General features: G+C 67.3%; 19 protein-coding genes. 6 read left to right on the top strand and 13 right to left on the bottom strand.

All coding sequences use genetic code 11. The annotated features are described in order from the left end of the window. Positions 1–39: 39 nt before the first annotated feature. The 3 genes from F3H87_RS03700 to F3H87_RS03690 all read left to right on the top strand — a co-directional run bounded on the left by F3H87_RS03700 (position 40) and on the right by F3H87_RS03690 (position 4,138). Positions 40–1,179 carry a polysaccharide biosynthesis/export family protein gene (locus tag F3H87_RS03700; protein ID WP_149786388.1) on the top strand — a complete coding sequence of 380 codons (1,140 nt, stop codon included), beginning with the start codon at positions 40–42 and terminating at the stop codon, positions 1,177–1,179. Continuing rightward, positions 1,148–3,223 (top strand): capsular polysaccharide biosynthesis protein, encoded by a 2,076-nt coding sequence (locus F3H87_RS03695; RefSeq protein ID WP_394852147.1) that lies wholly within the window; start codon positions 1,148–1,150, stop codon positions 3,221–3,223. Before F3H87_RS03700 ends, F3H87_RS03695 begins: the two co-directional genes overlap by 32 nt. A 363-nt stretch (positions 3,224–3,586) precedes the next feature. Next, complete coding sequence (locus F3H87_RS03690; protein ID WP_149786389.1) at positions 3,587–4,138, top strand: HdeD family acid-resistance protein; 552 nt, start codon at positions 3,587–3,589, stop codon at positions 4,136–4,138. A gap of 6 nt (positions 4,139–4,144) precedes the next feature. On the opposite strand, the gene ribD is transcribed toward F3H87_RS03690, so the two are convergent. The 5 genes from ribD to F3H87_RS03665 form a co-directional block, all read right to left on the bottom strand. After that, entirely contained in the window at positions 4,145–5,224 is a 1,080-nt protein-coding gene (ribD, locus tag F3H87_RS03685; protein ID WP_149787106.1) for a bifunctional diaminohydroxyphosphoribosylaminopyrimidine deaminase/5-amino-6-(5-phosphoribosylamino)uracil reductase RibD, read from the bottom strand. 23 nt (positions 5,225–5,247) lie between these two features. Then, positions 5,248–5,715 carry a transcriptional regulator NrdR gene (gene nrdR / locus F3H87_RS03680; RefSeq protein WP_149786390.1) on the bottom strand — a complete coding sequence of 156 codons (468 nt, stop codon included), beginning with the start codon at positions 5,713–5,715 and terminating at the stop codon, positions 5,248–5,250. 135 nt (positions 5,716–5,850) lie between these two features. Beyond that, a complete protein-coding gene (locus F3H87_RS03675) occupies positions 5,851–6,255 on the bottom strand; it encodes a secondary thiamine-phosphate synthase enzyme YjbQ (protein WP_149786391.1) in 405 nt (134 codons plus the stop codon). Between the two features lie 27 nt (positions 6,256–6,282). Next, positions 6,283–6,696 (bottom strand): hypothetical protein, encoded by a 414-nt coding sequence (locus F3H87_RS03670; RefSeq protein ID WP_149786392.1) that lies wholly within the window; start codon positions 6,694–6,696, stop codon positions 6,283–6,285. Between the two features lie 52 nt (positions 6,697–6,748). Continuing rightward, on the bottom strand, positions 6,749–7,348 hold the full coding sequence (locus F3H87_RS03665; protein WP_149786393.1) for a hypothetical protein: 600 nt from the start codon (positions 7,346–7,348) through the stop codon (positions 6,749–6,751). 142 nt (positions 7,349–7,490) lie between these two features. Between F3H87_RS03665 and F3H87_RS03660 the strand changes: the two genes are divergently transcribed. Then, the gene (locus F3H87_RS03660) at positions 7,491–7,757 is read left to right on the top strand and encodes a PepSY domain-containing protein (RefSeq protein ID WP_149786394.1); all 267 of its coding nucleotides are present in this window, start codon (positions 7,491–7,493) and stop codon (positions 7,755–7,757) included. 286 nt (positions 7,758–8,043) lie between these two features. On the opposite strand, the gene rpoD is transcribed toward F3H87_RS03660, so the two are convergent. The 8 genes from rpoD to F3H87_RS03620 form a co-directional block, all read right to left on the bottom strand. Further along, entirely contained in the window at positions 8,044–10,026 is a 1,983-nt protein-coding gene (gene rpoD / locus F3H87_RS03655) for an RNA polymerase sigma factor RpoD (protein WP_149786395.1), read from the bottom strand. Between the two features lie 123 nt (positions 10,027–10,149). Beyond that, positions 10,150–12,090, bottom strand: coding sequence for a DNA primase (gene dnaG / locus F3H87_RS03650; RefSeq protein ID WP_149786396.1), 1,941 nt, complete (start codon positions 12,088–12,090; stop codon positions 10,150–10,152). Positions 12,091–12,145: 55 nt separating this feature from the next. Further along, on the bottom strand, positions 12,146–12,460 hold the full coding sequence (locus F3H87_RS03645) for a hypothetical protein (RefSeq protein WP_149786397.1): 315 nt from the start codon (positions 12,458–12,460) through the stop codon (positions 12,146–12,148). Between the two features lie 70 nt (positions 12,461–12,530). Further along, the gene (locus F3H87_RS03640) at positions 12,531–13,076 is read right to left on the bottom strand and encodes a sarcosine oxidase subunit gamma (protein WP_149786398.1); all 546 of its coding nucleotides are present in this window, start codon (positions 13,074–13,076) and stop codon (positions 12,531–12,533) included. Continuing rightward, positions 13,069–15,999, bottom strand: coding sequence for a sarcosine oxidase subunit alpha family protein (locus F3H87_RS03635; RefSeq protein ID WP_149786399.1), 2,931 nt, complete (start codon positions 15,997–15,999; stop codon positions 13,069–13,071). The genes F3H87_RS03640 and F3H87_RS03635 overlap by 8 nt, the downstream gene beginning before the upstream one ends. Then, positions 15,996–16,268, bottom strand: a complete 273-nt coding sequence (locus F3H87_RS03630; RefSeq protein ID WP_149786400.1) for a sarcosine oxidase subunit delta — start codon at positions 16,266–16,268, stop codon at positions 15,996–15,998. Before F3H87_RS03630 ends, F3H87_RS03635 begins: the two co-directional genes overlap by 4 nt. Positions 16,269–16,350: 82 nt before the next feature. After that, positions 16,351–17,604: a sarcosine oxidase subunit beta family protein gene (locus F3H87_RS03625; RefSeq protein WP_149786401.1), complete on the bottom strand. Its 1,254-nt coding sequence runs from the start codon at positions 17,602–17,604 to the stop codon at positions 16,351–16,353. Between the two features lie 178 nt (positions 17,605–17,782). Continuing rightward, positions 17,783–19,210, bottom strand: a complete 1,428-nt coding sequence (locus F3H87_RS03620; protein WP_149786402.1) for a Glu/Leu/Phe/Val family dehydrogenase — start codon at positions 19,208–19,210, stop codon at positions 17,783–17,785. A 325-nt stretch (positions 19,211–19,535) separates the two neighbouring features. Here F3H87_RS03620 and F3H87_RS03615 point away from each other — a divergent pair, with 325 nt between their 5' ends. After that, positions 19,536–20,972 (top strand): TadE/TadG family type IV pilus assembly protein, encoded by a 1,437-nt coding sequence (locus tag F3H87_RS03615; protein ID WP_149786403.1) that lies wholly within the window; start codon positions 19,536–19,538, stop codon positions 20,970–20,972. Then, complete coding sequence (locus tag F3H87_RS03610) at positions 20,969–21,505, top strand: TadE/TadG family type IV pilus assembly protein (protein WP_149786404.1); 537 nt, start codon at positions 20,969–20,971, stop codon at positions 21,503–21,505. Before F3H87_RS03615 ends, F3H87_RS03610 begins: the two co-directional genes overlap by 4 nt. Positions 21,506–21,510 lie beyond the last annotated feature (5 nt).

The following is a 21,510-nucleotide window of genomic DNA, read 5'->3' as shown; positions in this document are numbered from 1 at the left end:
CCGAGGCAGACAAAAATAACGGGTCGAGGAGACCGAGCAGTGAAACCCCAAACATCCCGCCGGGCGAGGTTTGTCGCCCTTGTTGTCGTGGCATCTGTTGTGTCGTCCTGCGGATTGTTGCCCCGGGTCGGGCCGAACAAGCGCGAGATATTCGCGGGCTCGGTCCTGCGCGAAGGCGACGCCTTCGTGGTGTCGGTGAACGACCGTGTCACCCGCGCCACCGCCGTGGTGCCCGCCCTGGGCTTTACCGACGATTTCAGGAATGCCGGCGTGCTGGGGTCCGACACGATCCGCCCCGGCGACACGCTGGGCCTGACGATCTGGGAAAACGTCGATGACGGGCTGCTGGCCGGCGAGGGCGTCAACGCCACCGCGCTGGAAGAGGTGCAGGTCGACGGCTCCGGTTTCATCTTCGTGCCCTATGCGGGCCGCATCCGCGCCGCGGGCAACACACCCGAGGCGCTGCGCCGCGTCATCACCGCCCGGCTTGAGGAACAGACACCCGAGCCGCAGGTCGAGGTGCGCCGCCTGGCCGGCGACGGCTCGACCGTCAGCATCGTGGGCGCAGTGGGCGGACAGGGCGTTTACGCCATCGAGCGTCCCACCCGCACGCTGTCGGCCATGCTGGCGCGCGCCGGCGGCGTGACCATCGAGCCCGAGATCGCCCAGATCACCGTGATCCGCAACGGAACGCGCTCGAAGGTGTGGTTGCAGGATCTGTACAAATACCCCGATTTCGACATCGCCCTGCGCGCCGACGACCGTATCCTGGTCGAGGAGGATACCCGCGCCTTCACCGCGCTCGGCGCCACCGGCACCCAATCGCGCGTGCCCTTCGAAACCCAGACGCTGAGCGCGATCGAGGCGATCGCGCAGGTCGGCGGCCTGCGGGCCACCGCCGCCGATCCCACCGGGGTTTTCGTGATGCGCAACGAACCCGCCGAAATCGCCAACCGCGTGCTGGGCCGCAACGACCTGCAGGGCGCGCAGCGGCTGGTCTACGTGCTGGACCTGACCCAGCCCAACGGCATGTTCATGGCGCGCGATTTCGTGATCCGCGACGACGATACGCTTTACGTCACCGAGGCGCCGTTCAACCAGTGGAACAAGGCCATTTCGGCGCTGACCGGCTCGCTCACATCGGCCAATGCGCTGGGTGACCTCGGCAGCGGCGGCTGACCGGACCATGCACGGGCAGGCCCATGCCCCCAGGGCCGCCGGGGACGATCCCCGGCGGCTTTTCCATTTCAACGCCGGGTTTCTGACCCAGCGCCGGGTGCGGCGAATCCTGCAACTGGCGGGTTACCGGCCGACCATCGGCAAACCCGGCCCCGACGACCTGGTGGGGGTCTGGGGGCATTCGCCCTACGCCCGGCGCGGCGAGGCGGCGGCACAGGCCAGCGGCGCCGCGCTGGTGCGGGTCGAGGACGCGTTCCTGCGCTCGCTCTTTCCGGGACGCTCGGGCGAGCCGCCGCTGGGGCTGGTGATCGACCATGGCGGGATGCATTTCGACCCGGCGCAGCGCTCGGACCTGGAGCGGATACTGGCCGAAGAACCGCTGGACGACGCGGCCTTGCTGGCCCGCGCACGCGGCGCCATCGCCCGGCTGCAAGAGGCGCATCTGAGCAAGTATTCCGCCACCGACCCCACAGCCCCCCTGCCCGATCCGGGCTATGTGCTGGTGATCGACCAGACGCGCAGCGATGCCTCGGTCACGCATGGCATGGCCGATGCCAATTCCTTTCGGGAAATGCTGTTTCACGCCCGCGACGACCACCCCGGCGCGCGTATCGTGATCAAGACGCATCCCGAAACCATGGCCGGTCATCGCGGCGGTTATTTCGGGCCCGGCGAACTGGACGACCGCACCGCGCTGCTGACCGACCCGGTCAGCCCCTGGGCCCTGCTGGAGGGCGCCATCGCGGTCTACACCGTGTCGTCGCAACTGGGGTTCGAAGCGATCCTGGCCGGCCACCGCCCGCATGTTTTCGGCCGCCCCTTCTATGCCGGCTGGGGCCTGACCGAGGATCTGCACACCATCCCCCGGCGCAACCGCAGCCTGACACGGGCGCAGCTTTTCGCCGGGGCGATGATGCTCTACCCGGTCTGGTACGACCCGTTCCACGACCGGCTGTGCGCGCTGGAACAGGTGATCGACATCCTCGACGCGCAGGCCCGCGCCTGGCGCGAGGATCGCCACGGCTGGGTGGCGCAGGGGATGCGGCTGTGGAAACGCGGCGCGATCCAGGGCTTCTTCGGCGCGGCCAAGGGCGTGCGTTTCGCCGACACCCCGGCAAAAGCGCGCGGTCTGGCCGCGAAATCGCGCGCCCGGCGCATGGTCTGGGCTGCGCAGGCGGACCCCGAGGACGACGCCGTGCGGGTCGAGGACGGATTCCTGCGCTCACGCGGGCTGGGCGCAAGGCTGGTGCCGCCGCTGTCGCTGGTCTGTGACGATCTGGGCATCTATTACGACCCGACCCGCGAAAGCCGGCTGGAACGCCTGATCGCCACCCGCGCCGAGCTGCACCCCGACCAGGCGGACCGCGCCCGCGCGCTGATCCGGCGGATCACCGAAGGCGGGCTGTCGAAATACAACCTCGGGGGCGCGCATCCCGACCTGCCCGAGGGGCGGCTGATCCTCGTGCCCGGCCAGGTCGAGGACGACGCCTCGATCCGCACGGGCACGGGCACGGTTGCGACCAACCGCGCGTTGCTGCAGGCCGCGCGCGCGGCGAACCCCGACGCGGTGATCCTTTACAAGCCGCACCCGGATGTCGAGGCGGGGTTGCGCAAGGGCAATATCGCGCCGGTCGACCTGGTGGGGCTGGCCGACCGGGTGCTGGACCTGAGCGATCCGGCGGCCATCCTGCCGCATGTGGACGAGGTCTGGACCATGACATCGCTTCTGGGGTTCGAGGCGTTGCTGCGCGGGGTGAAGGTGGTGACGCTGGGCGCGCCGTTCTACGCGGGCTGGGGGCTGACGCGGCACCTGGGCCCGGCCCTGCCACGGCGCAGCGCGCGCCCGACGCCGGAAGGGCTGGTCCACGCCGCGCTGATCGACTATCCGCGCTACCGCGATCCGGTGACGGGGCAACCCTGCCCGGTGGAGGTGATCGCCACCCGGCTGGAGGACGGCCGCCTGCCCGCGCCGGGCGTGCCGCTGCGGCTGCTGTCGAAACTTCAGGGGATGCTCGCCAGCCAGGCGCATCTGTGGCGGCGATAGTGTTGCGCCGGGCGCGTGGACTTTCTGCCGTTCGGGCAGCTCGCAACAGAAGGGCAGCGCACGGCCGCGGTCGGGCGATCCGACGCTTGTGGATGGCAATTTATCGCGCAGCCACTTCCTCCCTCGAAACGGAGTGCAGACGGCAGCCAATCGCCCGGCCGGGGGGCGGCCGTGCGATGCCCGGGCCGCTTCGCGGCTGTTCCGGGCGGGACGCAGCGTTCAACCGGCGCCCCCGCCCGATGCGGCAAAAATGTCACGAGCGGCCAGCGATCGCGCGGCCCCCCGGCCCGGCACCCACCGGACAGAGATATTCTTTCGCTACCATACCCGCACTGGCATGTTCCCTGAAAACCGGAGAGAGCAATGGAAAATCTACTGCGCGTCATGACCGACAACTGGTGGGTGCCGCTTCTGCGCGGGATCGCCGCGATCCTTTTCGGGCTGATGGCGCTGATCTGGCCCGGCCTGACGGTTTACGCATTGCTGCTGATCTTCGGCGCCTATGCACTTTTTGACGGGGTGATGGCCACCATCGTCGCGTTTCAGCGCAAATCCTCGGACGACCGCTGGTGGGCCTGGGCGCTCGACGGGCTGCTCTCGATCCTGATCGGCCTGATGGCCCTGTTCTGGCCCGAGGCGATGGCCGTGGCCTTCGTGATCTGGATGGCGATCTGGGGCGTGCTCGCGGGCATCTTCCGCATCGTCGCCGCGATCCGGCTGAGGCACGAGATCGAGGGCGAATGGGCCTTGGCCCTGAGCGGCGTCCTGCTGGTGATCTGGGGCGTCCTGCTGGCGCTGGTTCCGGCGGCGGGGCTGCTGAGCATCGCCTGGCTGATCGGGGTCTTCGCCCTGCTGATCGGCGTGGTGATGATCGTTCTGGCGCTCCGCCTGAGAAAGCTGAAATCGGCGATCTGAGCGGACCTACCCCGCCGCAACCCGCTGCCAGCGGTGCAGCACGTCGCCCTCCACCGCGCGCGTTTCGACCAGCGCAAAGCGCGGCGCGCCGGCCAGCCGCTCCAGCCCCATGACGCCAACGGCGGGGCGGCCCTCGGCCCCGATCACCGCGCCTGCGGTAAAGCCCACCAGCTCGTCCACCAGCCCGGCGGACAAGAGCGAAGCCGCCAGTGCGCCGCCACCTTCGCAGAACACCCGCGTCAGCCCGGCATCGGCCAATGCCCGCAGCACCGAGGCGGGATCGAGCTGCCCGCCCGCCAGCGCGCATTCCAGCCGTTTCGCGCCGATGCCGTCCCACGCCTCGGCCAGCGGTGCATCGGCGTCGGGGCCGTGGCACAGCCACAGCGGCACCTCGCCCGCCGTACGTGCCAGCGTCGAGCCCAGCGGCAAATCCAGCCTGCGCGACACCACCACGCGCACCGGCTGGCGCGCGGCGCCCATGTCGCGCACGGTCAGCGACGGATCGTCGGCGCGCGCCGTGCCCGCCCCCACCATCACCGCGTCATGGCCCAGCCGCATCGCGTGGACGACACGGCGCGCGCCCGGCCCGGTGATCCACTGGCTTTCGCCGGTGGCCGTGGCGATCCGCCCGTCGAAGCTGCTGGCGAGTTTCAGCGTCACCCATGGCCGTCCCTCGGCGCGGGTCAGGCGGAAGCCGCCCAGATCCTGCGCCGCCCGATCGGCCAGAACGCCGGTATCGACCGCGATGCCGGCATCGCGCAGCATCCGCAGCCCGCGCCCCGCGACGCGGGGGTCGTTATCCTCGACCGCCACCACGACACGCGCCACGCCCGCCGCGATCAGCGTTTCGGCGCAGGGCGGGGTCTGCCCGTGATGGGAACAGGGTTCCAGCGTGACATAGGCCGTGGCGCCACGCGCCAGTGCGCCCGCCTGCGCCAGCGCCTGCGGCTCGGCATGGGGGCGCCCGCCCGGCGCGGTCCAGCCGCGCCCGACGATCCGGTTCCCCTGCACGATGACACAGCCCACCGCCGGGTTCGGCCAGGCATTGCCCTGCCCGCGCCGCCCCAGCGCCAGCGCCAGCGCCATGTACCGGGCGTCGAGGGCTTCGGTCACTCTTCCGGGGCCACGTCCGGGCGGAGTTCCGATACGAATTTGTCGAAATCGTCCGCGGCCTGGAAGTTCTTGTAAACGCTGGCGAAACGCACATAGGCGACGGTGTCGATCCGGGCCAGCGTCTCCATCACGATTTCACCGATGGTCTTGGACGGGATGTCGGTTTCGCCCAGGCTTTCCAGCCGCCGCACGATGCCCGAGATCATCTGGTCGATGCGCTCGGGCTCGACCGGGCGTTTCTGCAGGGCGATGCGGATCGAGCGTTCCAGCTTGTCACGGTCGAAATCCTCGCGCCGGCCGTTCGACTTGATGACCACAAGGTCGCGCAGCTGCACCCGTTCATAGGTGGTGAACCGCCCGCCGCAGGCCGGGCAGAACCGCCGCCGCCGGATCGAAACGTGATCCTCCGCGGGCCGTGAATCCTTGACCTGCGTGTCGATATTTCCGCAAAACGGGCAGCGCATCGCCGTCCCCCTTATTTCTCTGTCTCAGCCTCGGGATCGTGGGTGTGCCCCCACTTATCCACAGGTACTATAGGCCACCCTCTAGGGTTTGGGTAGAGGGGAATTGAGACCGCAACATAGAGCAAAACCGCCCGCTTAGCCCAGATGCGCGGCCACCTGCCGGCGATGCGGGGCGGTGCGGTGTTCGAACAGGTAGATCCCCTGCCAGGTGCCCAGCCGCATCCGCCCGTCCCGCACCGGGATCTGCAGGCTGACCGGCAGCAGCGCCGCCTTGATATGGGCGGGCATGTCGTCGGGGCCCTCGTATGTATGGGTCAGGTAGGCCATCGACGGGTCGGTCGCGGGGGGCACCAGCCGGTCGAAGAAATGGCGCAGGTCGGTGCGCACCCCGGGATCGGCGTTTTCCTGGATCAGCAGGCTGGCCGACGTGTGCCGGATCATCAGCGTCAGCAGCCCCTCGCCCCGCACCCAACCCGCCACGTCGCGGGTGAATTCGTAAAGGCCGGGGCCATCGGTGGTGATTTCGAAACTGGTCTGCATCGCCCCCTTGTCGCCCCCGTCCGCGCGTCAGTACAGCCAGAGCGGATCGTCGTCGTAGCAAAAGCTGTTGCGCGCCATGCCGACGGACACGTTGAAACCCGGCTCGGTCACCGACAGGCCGAAATTCATCCCCTGCCCCGGGCGGCGGCCCGCGCCGTCGTCGAGAATGAAGGCCACGGCCCGGCGGCCCGGCTGCGTCTGGCTGGGGCCACGGCCGCGCAGGATCGACAGCCGCTTGTTGGCCGGGGCGTTCAGCACCTGGCGGGCGTAATCGGCGGCGGCGCAGAAATATTGCTGCGGGCCCGACCCGGGGCGGCCGATCACCTCGAACGTGGCGGCGCCCTGCAGCGCGTTCACGCGATGGCCGTTCAGGGCGACGAAATCCGCGGAGGCCGCCGGGGTGGCGGCCGCTAGGGCAAGGGCAAGAACGACGTGGCGCATCAGGGGGATCTCCTTTCCGCCCAGACTATAACGCGGGACGGTGGCCCGCGCCTCACGTTTGGGTGAGCGCGTCACCCTGCCGCCCGGCGCCGCGGGCAAGCTCGGCCCGGATATGGGCGTTCGCGGCATCGGCGAAACAGGCCAGCCCGCCCATCTGTGCGAACTCGGCCTCGAGCAGCCTGACCGCGGGCGTGACCGGCCGGCCCGCCTGCCGCCGTTCGATCAGGCCGAGCGCGCGGTTCGCCAGGTCCGCCACCATCGGCAGCCCGATGACCGAGGCGACCGCCGCGATCTGCATCAGCGGCGCGGTGTCCCCGGCCTCGACCACGCGCGGCAGGCCGGTTTCGCCAAAGACCGTATGGCACGCGGCGACGCCCTGCGCGACCTGTTCCACGTGGCTGCGGCGACAGGCGGGGTCGGCCGTGCCCCTGCGTTCGGCGGCGCGATGAATGCGCAACCACAGCCCCGACGCGCCATGCCGCGCGTGCGACCGGCACCAGGCGCGGATAGCCGCCGCGACAAGCAGCAGCAACAGGACCGATCCGAGAAGCGGCAGCATCGCATCCCGCAGCGGGGGACAGCCGATCCCGGCCCGGGCGCACAGCCATGACAGGCCGTCGCCGCCGGTGATCGTCATAACGAGAATACTCATTCACACACCTCGCACCACAACAGGGGAATGCTTAGCGGTTGATTCTGAAAGGAATATGGCGGCTCTGTGGCCGGACCGGGCCGGTTTCGTTGAAAACCCGCCCGGCGCGATTAGATAACGGACGTGTCGCAAGGAAAAGGAGATGAGTATGAAGCTTTTGGTTGTTGCCCTGACCGGGGCCATGATGGCCGCGCCCGTTGCCGCCTGGGCCGACGATCGCCCCGCCAACGCGCAGGAACGCGCCGCCATCGAAGAGGTGCTGCGCGCCGCCGGCTATACCGCCTGGGACGAGATCGAGTGGGACGACGACAATTACTGGGAAGTCGACGATGCGCGCGGGGCCGATAACCGGGAATACGAGCTGAAGCTGGACAAGGATCTGACGATCATCAGCACGAAACCGGATTGATGGCGGCCCGGGGGTCGGGGGGGTCCGACAGGTCCGGGCAGTTTTCGACAGAGGGCATCGCACGGCCGCGGCCGGGCGATCCAACCTTTGTGGCTGCCACTTTATCGTCCAGCCACCTCCCACCTCAAACCGTGGCACTTGCGGCAGCCAATCGCCCGGCCGGGGGGCGGCCGTGCGATGCCCGGGCCGCTTGCGCGGCTGTTCCGGGCGGGGTGGACCGCTCCAACGGCAACAACAGCACACCCCCCGCATCACAAAAAAGGCGCCCCGCGGGGCGCCTTCCTGATTACTGATCCAGGAACGACCGCAGCTTGCGCGACCGCGAAGGGTGCTTGAGCTTGCGCAGCGCCTTGGCCTCGATCTGGCGGATACGTTCACGCGTCACGCTGAACTGCTGGCCCACTTCCTCAAGCGTGTGGTCGGTGTTCATGCCGATGCCGAACCGCATCCGCAGCACCCGCTCCTCGCGCGGGGTAAGGCTGGCCAGAACCCGCGTGGTGGTTTCCTTGAGGTTTTCCTGAATGGCCGAATCCAGCGGCAGGACGGCGTTCTTGTCCTCGATGAAATCGCCGAGCTGGCTGTCTTCCTCGTCGCCGATGGGCGTTTCCAGCGAAATCGGCTCCTTGGCGATCTTCATCACCTTGCGGACCTTTTCCAGCGGCATCTGCAGCTTTTCGGCCAGTTCCTCGGGCGTCGGCTCGCGGCCGATCTCGTGCAGCATCTGGCGGCCGGTGCGCACCAGCTTGTTGATCGTTTCGATCATGTGCACCGGGATACGGATGGTGCGGGCCTGATCGGCGATGGAGCGCGTGATCGCCTGCCTGATCCACCAGGTCGCGTAAGTGCTGAACTTGTAGCCGCGGCGGTATTCGAACTTGTCCACCGCCTTCATCAGGCCGATATTGCCTTCCTGAATGAGATCGAGGAATTGCAGCCCGCGATTGGTGTATTTCTTGGCGATCGAGATCACCAGCCGCAGGTTCGCCTCGACCATTTCCTTCTTGGCCTGGCGCGCCTCTTTCTCGCCCTTCTGGACCTGCTGGACGATGCGGCGGAACTCGCTGATATCAAGACCCACATACTGCCCCACCTGGGCCATGTCGGCGCGCAGTTCCTCGATCTTGCCGGTCGAGCGCTCCATCAGCATCTTCCAGCCGCGGCCGGTCTTTTCCGACATGTCGTCGAGCCAGGTCGGGTCAAGCTCGCGGCCCCGGTATTCGTCGATGAATTCACGCCGGTTGATACGGGCCTGGTCGGCCAGCTTGACCATCGCGCTGTCGATCGACATCACCCGGCGGTTGATGCCGTAAAGCTGGTCGATCAGCGCCTCGATCCGGTTGTTGTGCAGGTGCAGCTCGTTCACCAGCAGCACGATTTCCGAGCGCAGCGCCTGATAGGTCGCCTCGTCCTTGTCGGTAAAGCTGGAATCCTCGTTCAGCGTGGCCGAAATCCGGCTGTCCTGCATTTCCGACAGGCGCGCGTAATCGTCGGCGATCCGGTCGAGCGTTTCCAGCACGCGCGGCTTCAGCGCGGCCTCCATCGCGGCCAGCGACATGTTGGCCTGATCGTCCTCGTCCTCGTCTGCCTCTTTGGCAATGGGATTGCCGTCGGCATCCAGTTCGGGCTCGTCTTCCTTTTTCTTGTCGGTGGGCGCGGTGGACACGTTCGCGGCCTCGACCACGGGTTCCTCGCCCTCGCCATCCAGCTGGTTGCCGAACGTCGCCTCAAGGTCGATCACGTCGCGCAGCAGGATGTCCTCGGACAGCAGTTCGTCGCGCCAGATCGTGATCGCCTGAAAGGTCAGCGGGCTTTCGCAAAGCCCCGCGATCATCGTGTTGCGCCCGGCCTCGATCCGCTTGGCGATGGCGATCTCGCCCTCGCGGCTGAGCAGTTCGACGCTGCCCATCTCGCGCAGGTACATGCGCACCGGGTCGTCGGTACGGTCGAGTTTCTCGGCGCCGCCCGAGGACAGCGTGACATCGCGGCTGGACGAGGTTTCGACCACGGCGGTCGATTTGTTCTCTTCCTCCTCGGCCTCTTCCTCCTCGATGATGTTGATGCCCATTTCGGACAGCATCGACATCACGTCCTCGATCTGCTCGGAGCTGACCTGTTCGGGCGGCAGCACCTGATTGAGCTGGTCGTAGGTGATGTAGCCGCGCTCGCGCGCCTCGGCGATCATCTTCTTCACCTGGGTCTGGCTCATGTCGAGCGAGACTTCGGCTTCGGTTTCTTCCTGCTGGGTGTCGTCGGCGTCTTTGGCTGCCATTCAAAGCTCCTGCAAGGTGCATCGGGGCGTCGGGGTGATTCGCTTGAACCGAATCATTAACGCGTTGTCGGTGATTCGTGCACCGTTTACCCTGTTTTCTTTACCTATTCCTCACCAAAACCACTACCTGCGCGGTTTGGTATAGGTGATCTTGTTCAGAAGCGCGTCAAATGCGCTTCGCTCATCCCGGTCGATCAAAAGCCCGTTCGGTCCCTTTTCATAGGTCGCCTTGTCCTCTTGCTGGCTGCGCAGGGCGCGGTTGCGCGCCTCGGCCGCTTCGCGCAGGCGCCATGTGACCGCCTCGTCCGCCATGCCCGACAGTTCCTCTTCGGCTTCGGCGATTTCGGCATCCAGACCGCGCAGCGCGGCCAGTTTTCCGAATGCCTCGGCCAGGGTCAGCCGCGCCTGTTCCACGTCGCCGGGCCGGCGCACGGCCGGACAGATCGTGACGTGGGGTATCCGCATCAGGTTTTCAAGGGCCTCGGCGCCCACCCGGTCCGCGACGACCGCGCGGGCGTCCCCGCCGGCGTGCAATTCCAGCAGCGCGGCGCGCATCGCGTCATGGTCGGGATCGCGGCATTCCATCCGCTCAAGCTGGTGCCCGACCTCTTCGATCAGGTCGGGCGTGCAGATCAGCGCGGCCAGGATCACCGCCTCGCGCAGATGTTCCTGCACGCGGTCGTCGGAGGCCGCCAGAAGCGAGGATTTGGTGCTGGCCTGCGGCGTGCCGGGCGCCTGCCACCTGCGCGCCTGCCCGCCGCCGCCCTGGAACCCCGTCCTGCGCGGGTTGAACAGGTGCCAGCGCATATCCTTGATCGCCTGCCCGTAATGGCTGCGGATCGACGGGTCGCGGATCGTCAGGATCTTGTCGCGCAGCGCCTTGTCCAGCGCGGCCCGCCGTTCGGGGCTGTCGAAGACCTGTCCCTCGGTCTCGCGGCTCCAGAGCAGTTGCACCATCGGCAGCGCCTGATCCAGCAGCTTCTGCATCGCCCCTGCCCCGCTGGCGCGGATCAGGTCGTCGGGGTCCTGCCCCTCGGGCAGGATGACGAAGCGCAGGGATTTCCCGGCCTCCAGCATCGGCAGCGCCAGGTCGATCACCCGGTGCGCCGCGCGCAGCCCGGCCTTGTCGCCATCCAGCGCGATCACAGGCTCGTCCGCGATGCGCCACAGCAGGCGCAGCTGGTCCTCGGTCACCGCCGTGCCCAGCGGTGCCACGGTGGCGCCGAACCCGGCCTGCACCAGCGCGATCACGTCCATATAGCCCTCGGCCACGATCAGCGGCTGGCCCTTGCCGGCGGCCTCGCGCGCGGGGCCGTGCCAGTAGAGGTTGCGGCCCTTGTCGAACAGCTCGGTCTCGGGGCCGTTCAGGTACTTGGCCCGCGCGTTGGGGTCCATCGCCCGCCCGCCGAACGAGATGCAGCGCCCGCGCGGATCGCGGATCGGAAAGGTGATCCGCCCGCGGAACCGGTCATAGGGCGCGCGGCCGTCGTCGGGCCGCGCGGCCAGACCTGCGTCGATGATCTTTTGCGGGTCGATCCCCTTGCCCGTCAGGTGCGCGAAAAGCGCGTTGCCCTCGGGCGCGTATCCCAGTTCGAACCGGTCCTGCGCCGCCCCGTCCAGCCCGCGCCGCGCGAGGTAGTCGCGCGCGCCCGCCGCCGCCTGCTGTGCCAGCGACAGGCGAAAGAAATTCACCGCCTGTTCCATGATCCCGGCCAGTTCGCCGCGCCGGTCGGCCTTTTGCGCCGCCTGCGGATCGCGCGCGGGCATGGTCATCCCGGCCTCGCGCGCAAGGATCTCGACCGCCTCCATGAAATCCACGTTCTCGGTTTCGCACACAAAGGAAATCGCGTCGCCCTTGGCGTGGCAGCCGAAGCAGTAATAGAACCCTTTGCGGTCATCCACGTGGAACGAGGCGGTTTTTTCCTGGTGGAACGGGCATGGCGCCCACATGTCGCCCTTGCCCTGGTTGGACTTGCGGTTGTCCCAAATCACCTTGCGCCCCACCACCTGCGAAAGAGAGGTGCGGCTGCGCAGTTCGTCCAGGAATCCGGGGGGCAGGCTCATGCCCCTGAATATCGGCCTTGCGGGGTGATTTGTCCAGCCGCGCCGCGTTGCCCGGTCAGGGTTTGTAGCCGTCGCAGGCGGTGCGGAACTCGCCCGCGACATCGCCTTCGAGCTGCGCGTCATTCAGGGTGTAGACCCAGCCGATCAGGGGCGAGATCGCCTCGGTATACGGGGTGTCCAGATCGGCGCGGTCGCGGGTGATCGTGCGGATCGCGCGGTTTTCGCGCTTGCCCTCGGCGCGCAGGGTGACGGCCTGGCGCACGATTTCCGACTGCGCGGCACAACGCGCGGCGCGTTCCCCGGCGGTTTCCGCCTGGGCAAGGCCCGCGCCTGCACCCAGCAAAGTGGCGGCCAGCAGAATGCGTTTCATCGTGATCCCCCTGTCAGTGGCTTGCCCGACGTGATGGCAGGTGCCGCAAAGCGGTGCAAGCCCCAAGGGGTCAGCCCCGCGCCGCGACACCTCGCATCGCAACCTGCAGATCATGCACCAGCGTGCGCGCCATCGAGCGGAACACCATGACCCGATATGCATCCCCCGCCACCCGCAGGATCGCGGCCTGCATATGCTGCACTTCGCTGCGCGCGCAGGCGCCCACGGGGAATGCCCCGTCGCGCAGGTCCAGCGGCGTCAGCCGCGCCAGCACGTCGCGCGTGCCCGCGCCCTCGACCTGCACCACCGCCCAGGCGTCGCCCTGATCGGTCAGCGCCGCGTGGTTGGCCAGCGTCGGTTTCGGCGCCACGCCGGTCAGCAGCGCGTGGGAATGGCCGAACCACAGGATGCGCAGATCGCCGCTGGCCTCGCTTTGCCCCGGCGCGGGCCAGCCCACGCCATGCGCCCGTTTCAGCGCCCCGGCCAGCGTCTTTTCCTTGCCCCGGAACGGCGCAATCGCCGTCATCGGGCCGGGATCGACCTCGGTCACGCGCACCCCGCCCCCGGCGATCGGCAACAGCCCCGCGCAGGGGGTTCTGGCGACAAGTTCAGCCACGGGCACGCCCTCCTTCGGGGTCGAAGAACACCGGGTCGACCACCCTGCACCGCGCCTCGATCTGGCGGACGTGATCGACCATGCGGATTTCCTCGCCATGGCGCGCGCGGCCGTCCTTCAGAAACCCGAGCGCCATGAAATGCCCCAGCGTGGGCGAGAACGCGGCCGAGGTGATATAGCCCTGATCGTTCTTACGCACCGCCTCGGCGCCTGCGTCGAACAGATGCGCCCCGGCGGTCAGCTTTTTCACCGCGCCGGTGGGCACCAGCCCCACAAGCTGCTCACGATCCGGGCCGGACAGGCCGGGCCGCGCGGCCATCGCCTTGCCGATGCAGTCCTTTTTCGCGCTCACCATCCGCTCCATCCCGATATCGAAGGCGGTGGTGCGGCCATGAATCTCGGCATGGGTGATGAACCCCTTTTCGATCCGCAACACGTTCAGCGCCTCCATCCCGTAGGCGCCGCCGCCCAGCTCCCCGGCGCGGTCCACCAGCAGCCGGAACAGGCTGTCGCCATAGCGCGCGGGCACCGCCACCTCATAGGCGTGTTCGCCGCTGAACGAGATGCGGAACAGCCGCCCCGCGACCCCCATCACCGACACCGCGCCGCAGGCCATGAAGGGAAAGCTGTCACCGTCAACCGGATCGTCGAGGATACCGTTCAGCAGGTCGCGCGATTTCGGCCCGGCCACGGCGAACTGCGCCCATTGCTCGGTGACCGAGATAAAGCTCACATCCATCTGCGGCGCCAGGCATTGATGCACGAATTCCATGTGCTTCATCACCTGCCCCGCGGCGGCGGTGGTGGTTGTCATCAGGTAGTGATGCGCGCCCAGCCGCGCGGTGGTGCCGTCATCCATCACATGCCCGTCCTCGCGCAGCATCAGCCCATAGCGCGCGCGCCCGACCTTCAGGGTCGAGAACATGTTGGTATAAAGCAGGTCGAGAAAGGCCGGCGCATCCGGCCCCTGCACGTCGATCTTGCCCAGGGTCGAGACATCGCAGACGCCCACCGCCTCGCGCACCATGCCGACCTCGCGGTCGCAGGATTGCCGCCACGTCTTTTCCCCCTCGCGCGGGAACCAGCCGGGGCGATACCACAGCCCGGCCTCGACCATCGGCGCGCCCATCTCCACGCTCAGATCATGCGAGGTGGTGAACCGTTGCGGCGCGAACCCCGCCCCCTGCGCCCCCGCGCCGAGGGCCGCGATCGGCACCGGCACATAGGGCGGGCGATAGGTGGTGGTGCCGGTTTCGGGGATGCCGCGCCCGGTGGCGTCGGCCAGCACCGCCAGCGCGTTGACGTTCGAGTTCTTGCCCTGGTCCGGCGCCATGCCCTGCGTGGTATAGCGTTTCATATGCTCGACCGAGCTGTAATTCTCGGTCGCGGCCAGCTTCACGTCCTTGACCGTCACGTCGTTCTGGAAATCCAGCCACGCCCGCCCCTTGCCAGGCACCGCCCAAAGCGGGCTGATGCGGTAAGGCGCGTCCTCGGCCACCGGCAGGTCGGTGGCGCGGGCGCGCTTGCCCAGGTCTTTCAGCACGGCCTTCGCCGCCGCCAGCCCGCCCGCAAGGCAGCCGTGTGTGGAAAAATCCCCCCGGCAGGCCCCGGCGGTCAGCAGCCCCGGCACCGCGCCGTCGCGCGACACGAAAGCGGCCAGCGCGGGCGACCAGTCGGGCCGGCCGTTCATGTGGCAGGTCAGGTGCAGCGTCGGGTTCCAGCCCCCCGACATCGCCAGGCAATCGGTCTGCACCTTGTCGATCCCTGACAAGGTGGCGATGGAAATCGCCTCAAGCCCGCCGCGCCCATGCGCGTTCACCACCTGCGCACCGGCATAGAACCGCACCGGCAGGTCGGTGCCGGCCTCGGGGCGCGCGTCGATCAGCGCCGCCACATGCACGCCCGCCGCCAGCAGGTCGGCCGCCGTGCGATGCGCATCGTCGGTATTGCCGAAAACGGTGACTGTCTTGCCGGGGCTGACCGCCCAGCGGTTGACATAGGCGCGCAGCGCGCCCGCCATCATCACGCCGGGGCGATCGTTGTTGCGGAACGCCACCGGGCGTTCCAGCGCCCCGGCGGCCAGGATCGCCCGGCGCGTGGCGATGCGCCAGAAACACTCGCGCGGCGCGCCGGTGCGGGCCGCCACCTCGGGCGACAGCCGTTCCAGCGCGCCATAGGTGCCGCCGTCATAGGCGCCGGTCACGGTGGTGCGCGTCATGATCCGCACATTGCCCATGCCGCGCAACTCGTCCGTTACCGTTTCGGCCCAGTCCGCGCCGGGCCGGCCATCGACCTCGATCCTCTCGGCATTGAGTCGCCCGCCGGTGCGCACATCCTCGTCCGCCAGGATCACATCCAGCCCCGCGCGCCCCGCCGCCAGCGCCGCCATCAGCCCCGCAGGCCCCGCCCCGATCACCAGCAGGTCGCAATGGGCATAGGCCTTTTCGTAATGATCCGCGTTCGGCGCCCCCGACAGCGCGCCCAGCCCGGCGGCGCGGCGGATGAACGGCTCATAGAGCCGCTCCCACAGCTTCGCAGGCCACATGAAGGTCTTGTAGTAGAACCCCGCCCCGAGGAAGGGCGCGAACAGGTCATTGAGCGCCAGCAGGTCGTAGTCGAGGCTCGGCCAGCGGTTCTGCGACCGCGCGACCAGCCCCTCGCACAGCTCGGAGGTGGTGGCGCGCAGGTTCGGCTCGGCCGCCGCCCCCTGCCCGATCGTGACCAGCGCGTTGGGTTCTTCCGACCCGGCGGTGAACACACCCCGCGGGCGGTGATACTTGAACGACCGCCCGACCACGCGCACATTGCTGGCAATCAGCGCCGAGGCCAGCGTATCGCCAGCGAACCCACTGTATTCGCGCCCGTCGAAGGTAAAGGACAGCGGCTGCGTGCGGTCGATCTGCCCGGGTTTGTCCAGCCTCATGCCGCGCCCCCCTTCACGTCGCGGGCCAGCGTCGCGCCTGTCACCTCGTGGCTGACGGTGTCGCGTTCCACCACCAGCCACGCGCCGCAGCCCATGCCGTGAAACCATAGGTCACGCGTCGGCCCCGCCGGGTTGTCGCGGTTGTGCAGGTAATCGTCCCACGCCTGCGCCCCGGCCCCGGGGTCGGGCCGGTCCAGCGCCTGCGCGTGGCCCATGTAGTCGAATTCGCGGATATCGCGGCTGCCGCAAATCGGGCACGGAATCCTCATGCTGTCCCCCCGGGGATCGCCTGCCGCACCCCCTGCTTCATCTTGCCAGAAATACTCAAATCCGCCATCTGCCCGCCGCGCCTCAGTGCAGGTTGTGCTGGGCGCCGGTGCCCTCTTCGTCCATCAGCCCGACGCCGGTGCGGAACCGGTCCAGCCGGAACCGCGTGGCGGCCGGGTGCGGGCGATCCTGCGCGATGAGATGGGCAAAGCAGTTGCCCGAGGCCGGCACCGCCTTGAACCCGCCATAGCACCAGCCGCAATTGAGGTAGAGCCCGTCGATATGCGTCCGGTCGATGATGGGCGAGCCGTCGGGCGACATGTCCATGATGCCGCCCCAGGATCGCAGCACCCGCGCCTTGCCGATCACCGGCATCAGCGTCATCGCGGCCTCCATTACGTGTTCCTGCATCGGCAGGTTGCCGCGCTGCGCGTAGGAGGCATAGAAATCCAGGTCGCCGCCAAAGACCAGCCCGCCCTTGTCGGACTGGCTGATATAGAAATGCCCCATGCCGAAGGTCACAACGTGGTCGATCACCGGCTTCAGCCCCTCGGTGACAAAGGCCTGCAGGATGTGGCTTTCGACCGGCAGGCGCATCCCCGCCATCGCCGCCACCTGGCCCGAGCGGCCCGCCACCACGATGCCCACCTTCTTCGCCCGGATCGCCCCGCGCGAGGTCTGCACCCCCGTCACGCGGCCATTGTCGATGTCGATGCCGGTGACCTCGCAATTCTGCACGATGTCGACGCCGCGACCGTCGGCGCCGCGGGCATAGCCCCAGGCCACCGCGTCATGGCGCGCGGTGCCGCCGCGCGGGTGGTAGAGCCCGCCGTAGATCGGAAAGCGGATATTGTCGAAATCGAGGTAAGGCACCAGCCTGCGCACGCCCGCGCGATCCAGCAGGATCGCGTCGTCGCCCTGGTTGACCATCGCGTTGGCCCGCCGCGCGAAGGCGTCGCGCTGGCCGTCGGAATGGCACAGGTTCAGCACGCCGCGCTGGCTCATCATCACGTTGTAGTTCAGCTCCTGCTCCAGCCCCTCCCACAGCTTCAGGGAATGGCTGTAGAATTCGGAATTGCCGGGCAGGCCATAATTGGCGCGCACGATGGTTGTGTTGCGCCCGACATTGCCGCCGCCGATATAGCCCTTTTCCAGCACCGCGATGTTGCTCAGCCCATGCTCGCGCGCAAGGTAATAGGCGGTGGACAGCCCGTGCCCGCCACCGCCGATGATGACGATATCGTATTCGGGCCGCGGATCGGGATCGCGCCAGTGCGGACGCCATCCCCTGTTGCCGGTCAGCCCCTCTGTCAGGACGCGCAGGCCCGAAAATCGCATGAGACTCTCCTGTCAGGCTTGGGTCCGAATGAACCAAGTCGGGGCCACAGTAGCAATGGCGATACGCCCCCTCCCCCCCGCTTTTCGACAGGAACTGTTCTGTCTGCGACCGATTGCGGCGGTTTCCGCCCGCCGGGGCACAGGCGGCGCCCCGGCGGTCCGGCCGGTGGCCGGCGCGTCAGATGCCCTTGGCGCGATAGCTGCTGGCCACCCGGTCGATCGCCACGATGAACCCCGCGGTGCGCAGGTCGGTCACGTCGTCGCGGCTGTGCCACATCTCGGACATCGACTGGTAGGCGGTGCGCATCGTGTCGTCGAGCCCCGAGCGCACCAGTTCCAGCTCATCGGCGCCGCGCAGGTATTTCTGCTTGAAATCCGGCGTCATCGACCACGCATCGCCAAGGTAGCGATCCAGCCGCTCCAGCTCGTCCACGACCAGCTGGTGACGCGCCTCTTCCTGGCGGCGCTGCAGCCGGCCGAAGCGGATATGGGACAGGTTCTTGACCCATTCGAAATAGCTGACGGTCACACCGCCGGCATTGGCGTACAGGTCGGGGATCACAACCGTGCCCTTTTCCCGCAGGATCTGGTCGGCGCCGGCGGTGATCGGGCCGTTCGCCGCCTCGATGATCAGCGGCGCGCGGATTCGCGCGGCATTCTCGATCGAGATCACCCCTTCGAGGGCGGCCGGGATCAGGATATCGCATTCCTCCTCCAGAACCGCAGCGCCCTCGGCGCTGTGGGTGGCGTCGGGAAACCCCGTCACCCCGCCATGGCGGGTGATCCAGTTGCGCACCTCCTGCACGTTGATCCCCTTGGGGTTGAACAGCGCCCCGTCGCGCTCGATGATCCCGGTGATCAGCGCACCGTCTTCCTCCGACAGGAATTTCGCGGCGTGATAGCCCACGTTGCCAAGCCCCTGGACGATGATCCGCTTGCCGTCGAGCGTGCCCTTGAGCTTCGCCACCTTCACGTCGTCGGGGTGGCGGAAGAATTCGCGCAGCGCGTATTGCACGCCCCGCCCCGTCGCCTCGACCCGGCCGGCGATGCCGCCGGCATTGGGCGGCTTGCCGGTCACGCAGGCGCGCGCGTTGATGTCGGTGGTATTCATTCGCGCATACTGGTCCGCGATCCAGGCCATCTCGCGCTCGCCCGTGCCCATGTCGGGGGCGGGCACGTTCTGGGCCGGGTGGATCAGGTCGCGCTTGGCCAGCTCATAGGCGAAGCGCCGGGTGATCTGTTCCAGCTCATGCTCCTCGAAATCGCGCGGATTGATGCACAGCCCGCCCTTGGAGCCGCCGAACGGCGCCTCGACCAGCGCGCATTTGTAGGTCATCAGCGCGGCCAGCGCCTCGACCTCGTCCTGGTTGACCTCGGGGGCGTAGCGGATACCGCCCTTGACCGGCTCCATATGTTCGGAATGGACCGATCGGTAGCCGGTGAAGGTATGCACCTGCCCGCGCAGCCGCACCCCGAAACGCACGGTATAGGTGGCGTTGCAGACGCGGATCTTTTCCTCCAGCCCCGGGGGAAGGTCCATCAGCGCGACCGCACGGTTGAACATGAGATCGACGCTTTCGCGGAAACTCGGCTCGGCCTGAATCATATCTTGCTCCTCCCTGGCTGTTACGGGCATCCCCGCGGCGATGCTTTTGCACTCTTGACACACGGACACCTGCGGGCAGCTTAACGCATGACGCGGCAACGTCCATTTTTTCAAAGCGAAACGGAAACCGATTGTCCGTCTGTTTCCATAGGGGCACAAGTTTTCGAGAGGAAAAAAGCATTCGCCAGGTCGCGGCGACAATGCTCGATTCTCGCCACATTTAAGACCCTAATTCAGCCACACATCCTATCCATGGGTGTAGCCCGAACCGGCAGGAATCCGCTCGGAGTCCGATTCGGTGATGTGGTCTAGAGAGGTATTTGAGATGGTAAACGGACACGAAGTGACGGGCCCCGGCTCGGCAGAAAAGCGCCGTTCCACCCGTTACGCCATGGATTTCTTCCGGCTGTTCCGTCGTGACGAGGGCGGCGCGATCACCGTATTCTCGATCTTCATGATCCTGACGATGCTGTTGCTCGGCGGGATCGGCGTCGACCTGATGCGTCATGAAATGGTGCGAACCCAGCTTCAGGCCACGCTCGACCGCGCGGTCCTGGCGGCGGCCGATCTCGACCAGACGCTCGACCCCGAAGATGTGGTCGCCGATTACTTCGCCAAGGCGGGTATGGGCGATTACCTGACGAATGTGACCCATAACGAGGGTCTGAACTTCCGCAACGTCTATGCCGAGGCCGAGGTCACGCTGAACACCACGCTGATGCACCTGGCGGGAATCACGACGCTGACCGCCCCGGCCGTCGGCGCCGCCGAGGAACGGATCGCCAAGGTCGAGGTGTCCATGGTGCTCGATATTTCGGGCTCGATGGCCAACAACAACAAGATGTCCAACCTGGAGACCGCGGCCAACACCTTCATCGACACCGTCCTGCGCGGCGACAGCAACGAGGACGTGTCGATCTCGCTCGTGCCCTATTCGGAGCATGTGAATGCCGGCCGCGACCTGTTCGACCTGCTTTATACCAGACGCCAGCACAATTATTCGCACTGCATCGAGATCCCGGACAGCCATTTCAGCCAGGCATCCCTGAACCAGAGCTATCGGTTCGACCAGATGCAGCACTTCCAGTGGAACTATGACGGTCGCAACAACAGCCTGACCGACACGGTTTGCCCGCGCTACGACTATGAAACGATCACCACCTTCAGCCGGAACGCGACGAAGCTGAAAGAACAGGTACGCGACTTCCGCCCGCGTGCGGGTACGTCGATCTTCCTTGGCATGAAATGGGGCGTGGCGCTGCTCGATCCCAGTGCACGGAACCTGGTGAACGGCATGATCGGCAAGGGCAAGGCAGATCCCGTCTTCTCGGCGCGTCCGGCCGCCTATGACGATATCGAGACGCTGAAAACCGTGATCCTGATGACGGACGGCAAGAACGACCGATCCAACCGCATTGCCGACCGCAGGTACGATTCCGCGGGCGAGATCGAGGACTGGAACCGGTACAATTTCTGGTACTACCTCTACCGCTATGTCAGCTCGTACCAGCGCAGCTCGTGGTACTACCAGAAATACGATGCCGGGATCGGCGACACGCTGACCGAGAACATCTGCGAGGCGGCCAAGGAGCGTGGCATCGTGATCTGGGCCATCGGCTTCGAGGTGGACGACCACGGCGCCGACGTGATGCGCGATTGCGCCTCCTCGCCCAGCCACTTCTTCCGGGTGGAAGGCATCGAGATCCAGGACGCGTTCGAAGCGATCGCGCGCCAGATCAACCAGTTGAGGCTGATCCAATGACACCGCTTCTGCCGCACCGCCTCGCCCGGTTTCACCGGGACGAGGGCGGGAACTCGACGATCGAGTTCGTCATCTGGTTCCCGCTGTTCATCTTTCTGCTGCTGGCCGCGGTCGAGATATCCATCATCTCGGTGCGCCAGACCACGCTCGAGCGCGCGATGGACATGACCGTCCGCGATATCCGCCTGGGCACCGGCACCGCGCCGCAGCATAACGATATCAAGAACCTGATCTGCGACCGTGCCGCGATGGTGCCCGATTGCAGGAACAATCTGCGGCTCGAGATGGTCCAGGTCGACCCCAAGAATTTCGTGCCGCTGCCGGAGGTTCCCGACTGCACCGACCAGTCCGAAGAGGTGCGCCCGGTGCGGGCCTTCTCTCACGGGATGGACAACCAGCTGATGATCCTGCGCGCCTGCGCCAAGTTCAAACCTTTCTTCCCGCTGACCGGGGTCGGCAAGGAACTCAGCAAGGACAATGCCGGCTATGCGGCGGTCACCGCCACGACGGCCTTCGTCCAGGAACCGAGGTAACGATC

Source organism: Lutimaribacter pacificus, assembly GCF_900142185.1.
Classification (GTDB): Bacteria; Pseudomonadota; Alphaproteobacteria; order Rhodobacterales; family Rhodobacteraceae; genus Lutimaribacter; species Lutimaribacter pacificus.
Note: the sequence above shows the minus strand (reverse complement) of the source record. Positions and strands in the feature narration are given on the sequence as shown.

Coding starts and splice junctions, on each gene's coding strand:
- nrdR (WP_149786390.1), bottom strand. CDS start 5,715: ATGCGCTGCCCGTTTTGCGGAAATATCGACACGCAGGTCAAGGATTCA.
- dnaG (WP_149786396.1), bottom strand. CDS start 12,090: ATGAGCCTGCCCCCCGGATTCCTGGACGAACTGCGCAGCCGCACCTCT.
- F3H87_RS03660 (WP_149786394.1), top strand. CDS start 7,491: ATGAGTATGAAGCTTTTGGTTGTTGCCCTGACCGGGGCCATGATGGCC.
- F3H87_RS03675 (WP_149786391.1), bottom strand. CDS start 6,255: ATGCAGACCAGTTTCGAAATCACCACCGATGGCCCCGGCCTTTACGAA.
- rpoD (WP_149786395.1), bottom strand. CDS start 10,026: ATGGCAGCCAAAGACGCCGACGACACCCAGCAGGAAGAAACCGAAGCC.
- F3H87_RS03610 (WP_149786404.1), top strand. CDS start 20,969: ATGACACCGCTTCTGCCGCACCGCCTCGCCCGGTTTCACCGGGACGAG.
- F3H87_RS03695 (WP_394852147.1), top strand. CDS start 1,148: ATGCGCTGGGTGACCTCGGCAGCGGCGGCTGACCGGACCATGCACGGG.
- F3H87_RS03635 (WP_149786399.1), bottom strand. CDS start 15,999: ATGAGGCTGGACAAACCCGGGCAGATCGACCGCACGCAGCCGCTGTCC.
- F3H87_RS03690 (WP_149786389.1), top strand. CDS start 3,587: ATGGAAAATCTACTGCGCGTCATGACCGACAACTGGTGGGTGCCGCTT.
- F3H87_RS03625 (WP_149786401.1), bottom strand. CDS start 17,604: ATGCGATTTTCGGGCCTGCGCGTCCTGACAGAGGGGCTGACCGGCAAC.
- F3H87_RS03665 (WP_149786393.1), bottom strand. CDS start 7,348: ATGAGTATTCTCGTTATGACGATCACCGGCGGCGACGGCCTGTCATGG.
- F3H87_RS03645 (WP_149786397.1), bottom strand. CDS start 12,460: ATGAAACGCATTCTGCTGGCCGCCACTTTGCTGGGTGCAGGCGCGGGC.
- F3H87_RS03615 (WP_149786403.1), top strand. CDS start 19,536: ATGGTAAACGGACACGAAGTGACGGGCCCCGGCTCGGCAGAAAAGCGC.
- F3H87_RS03670 (WP_149786392.1), bottom strand. CDS start 6,696: ATGCGCCACGTCGTTCTTGCCCTTGCCCTAGCGGCCGCCACCCCGGCG.
- ribD (WP_149787106.1), bottom strand. CDS start 5,224: ATGGCGCTGGCGCTGGCGCTGGGGCGGCGCGGGCAGGGCAATGCCTGG.
- F3H87_RS03630 (WP_149786400.1), bottom strand. CDS start 16,268: ATGAGGATTCCGTGCCCGATTTGCGGCAGCCGCGATATCCGCGAATTC.
- F3H87_RS03620 (WP_149786402.1), bottom strand. CDS start 19,210: ATGATTCAGGCCGAGCCGAGTTTCCGCGAAAGCGTCGATCTCATGTTC.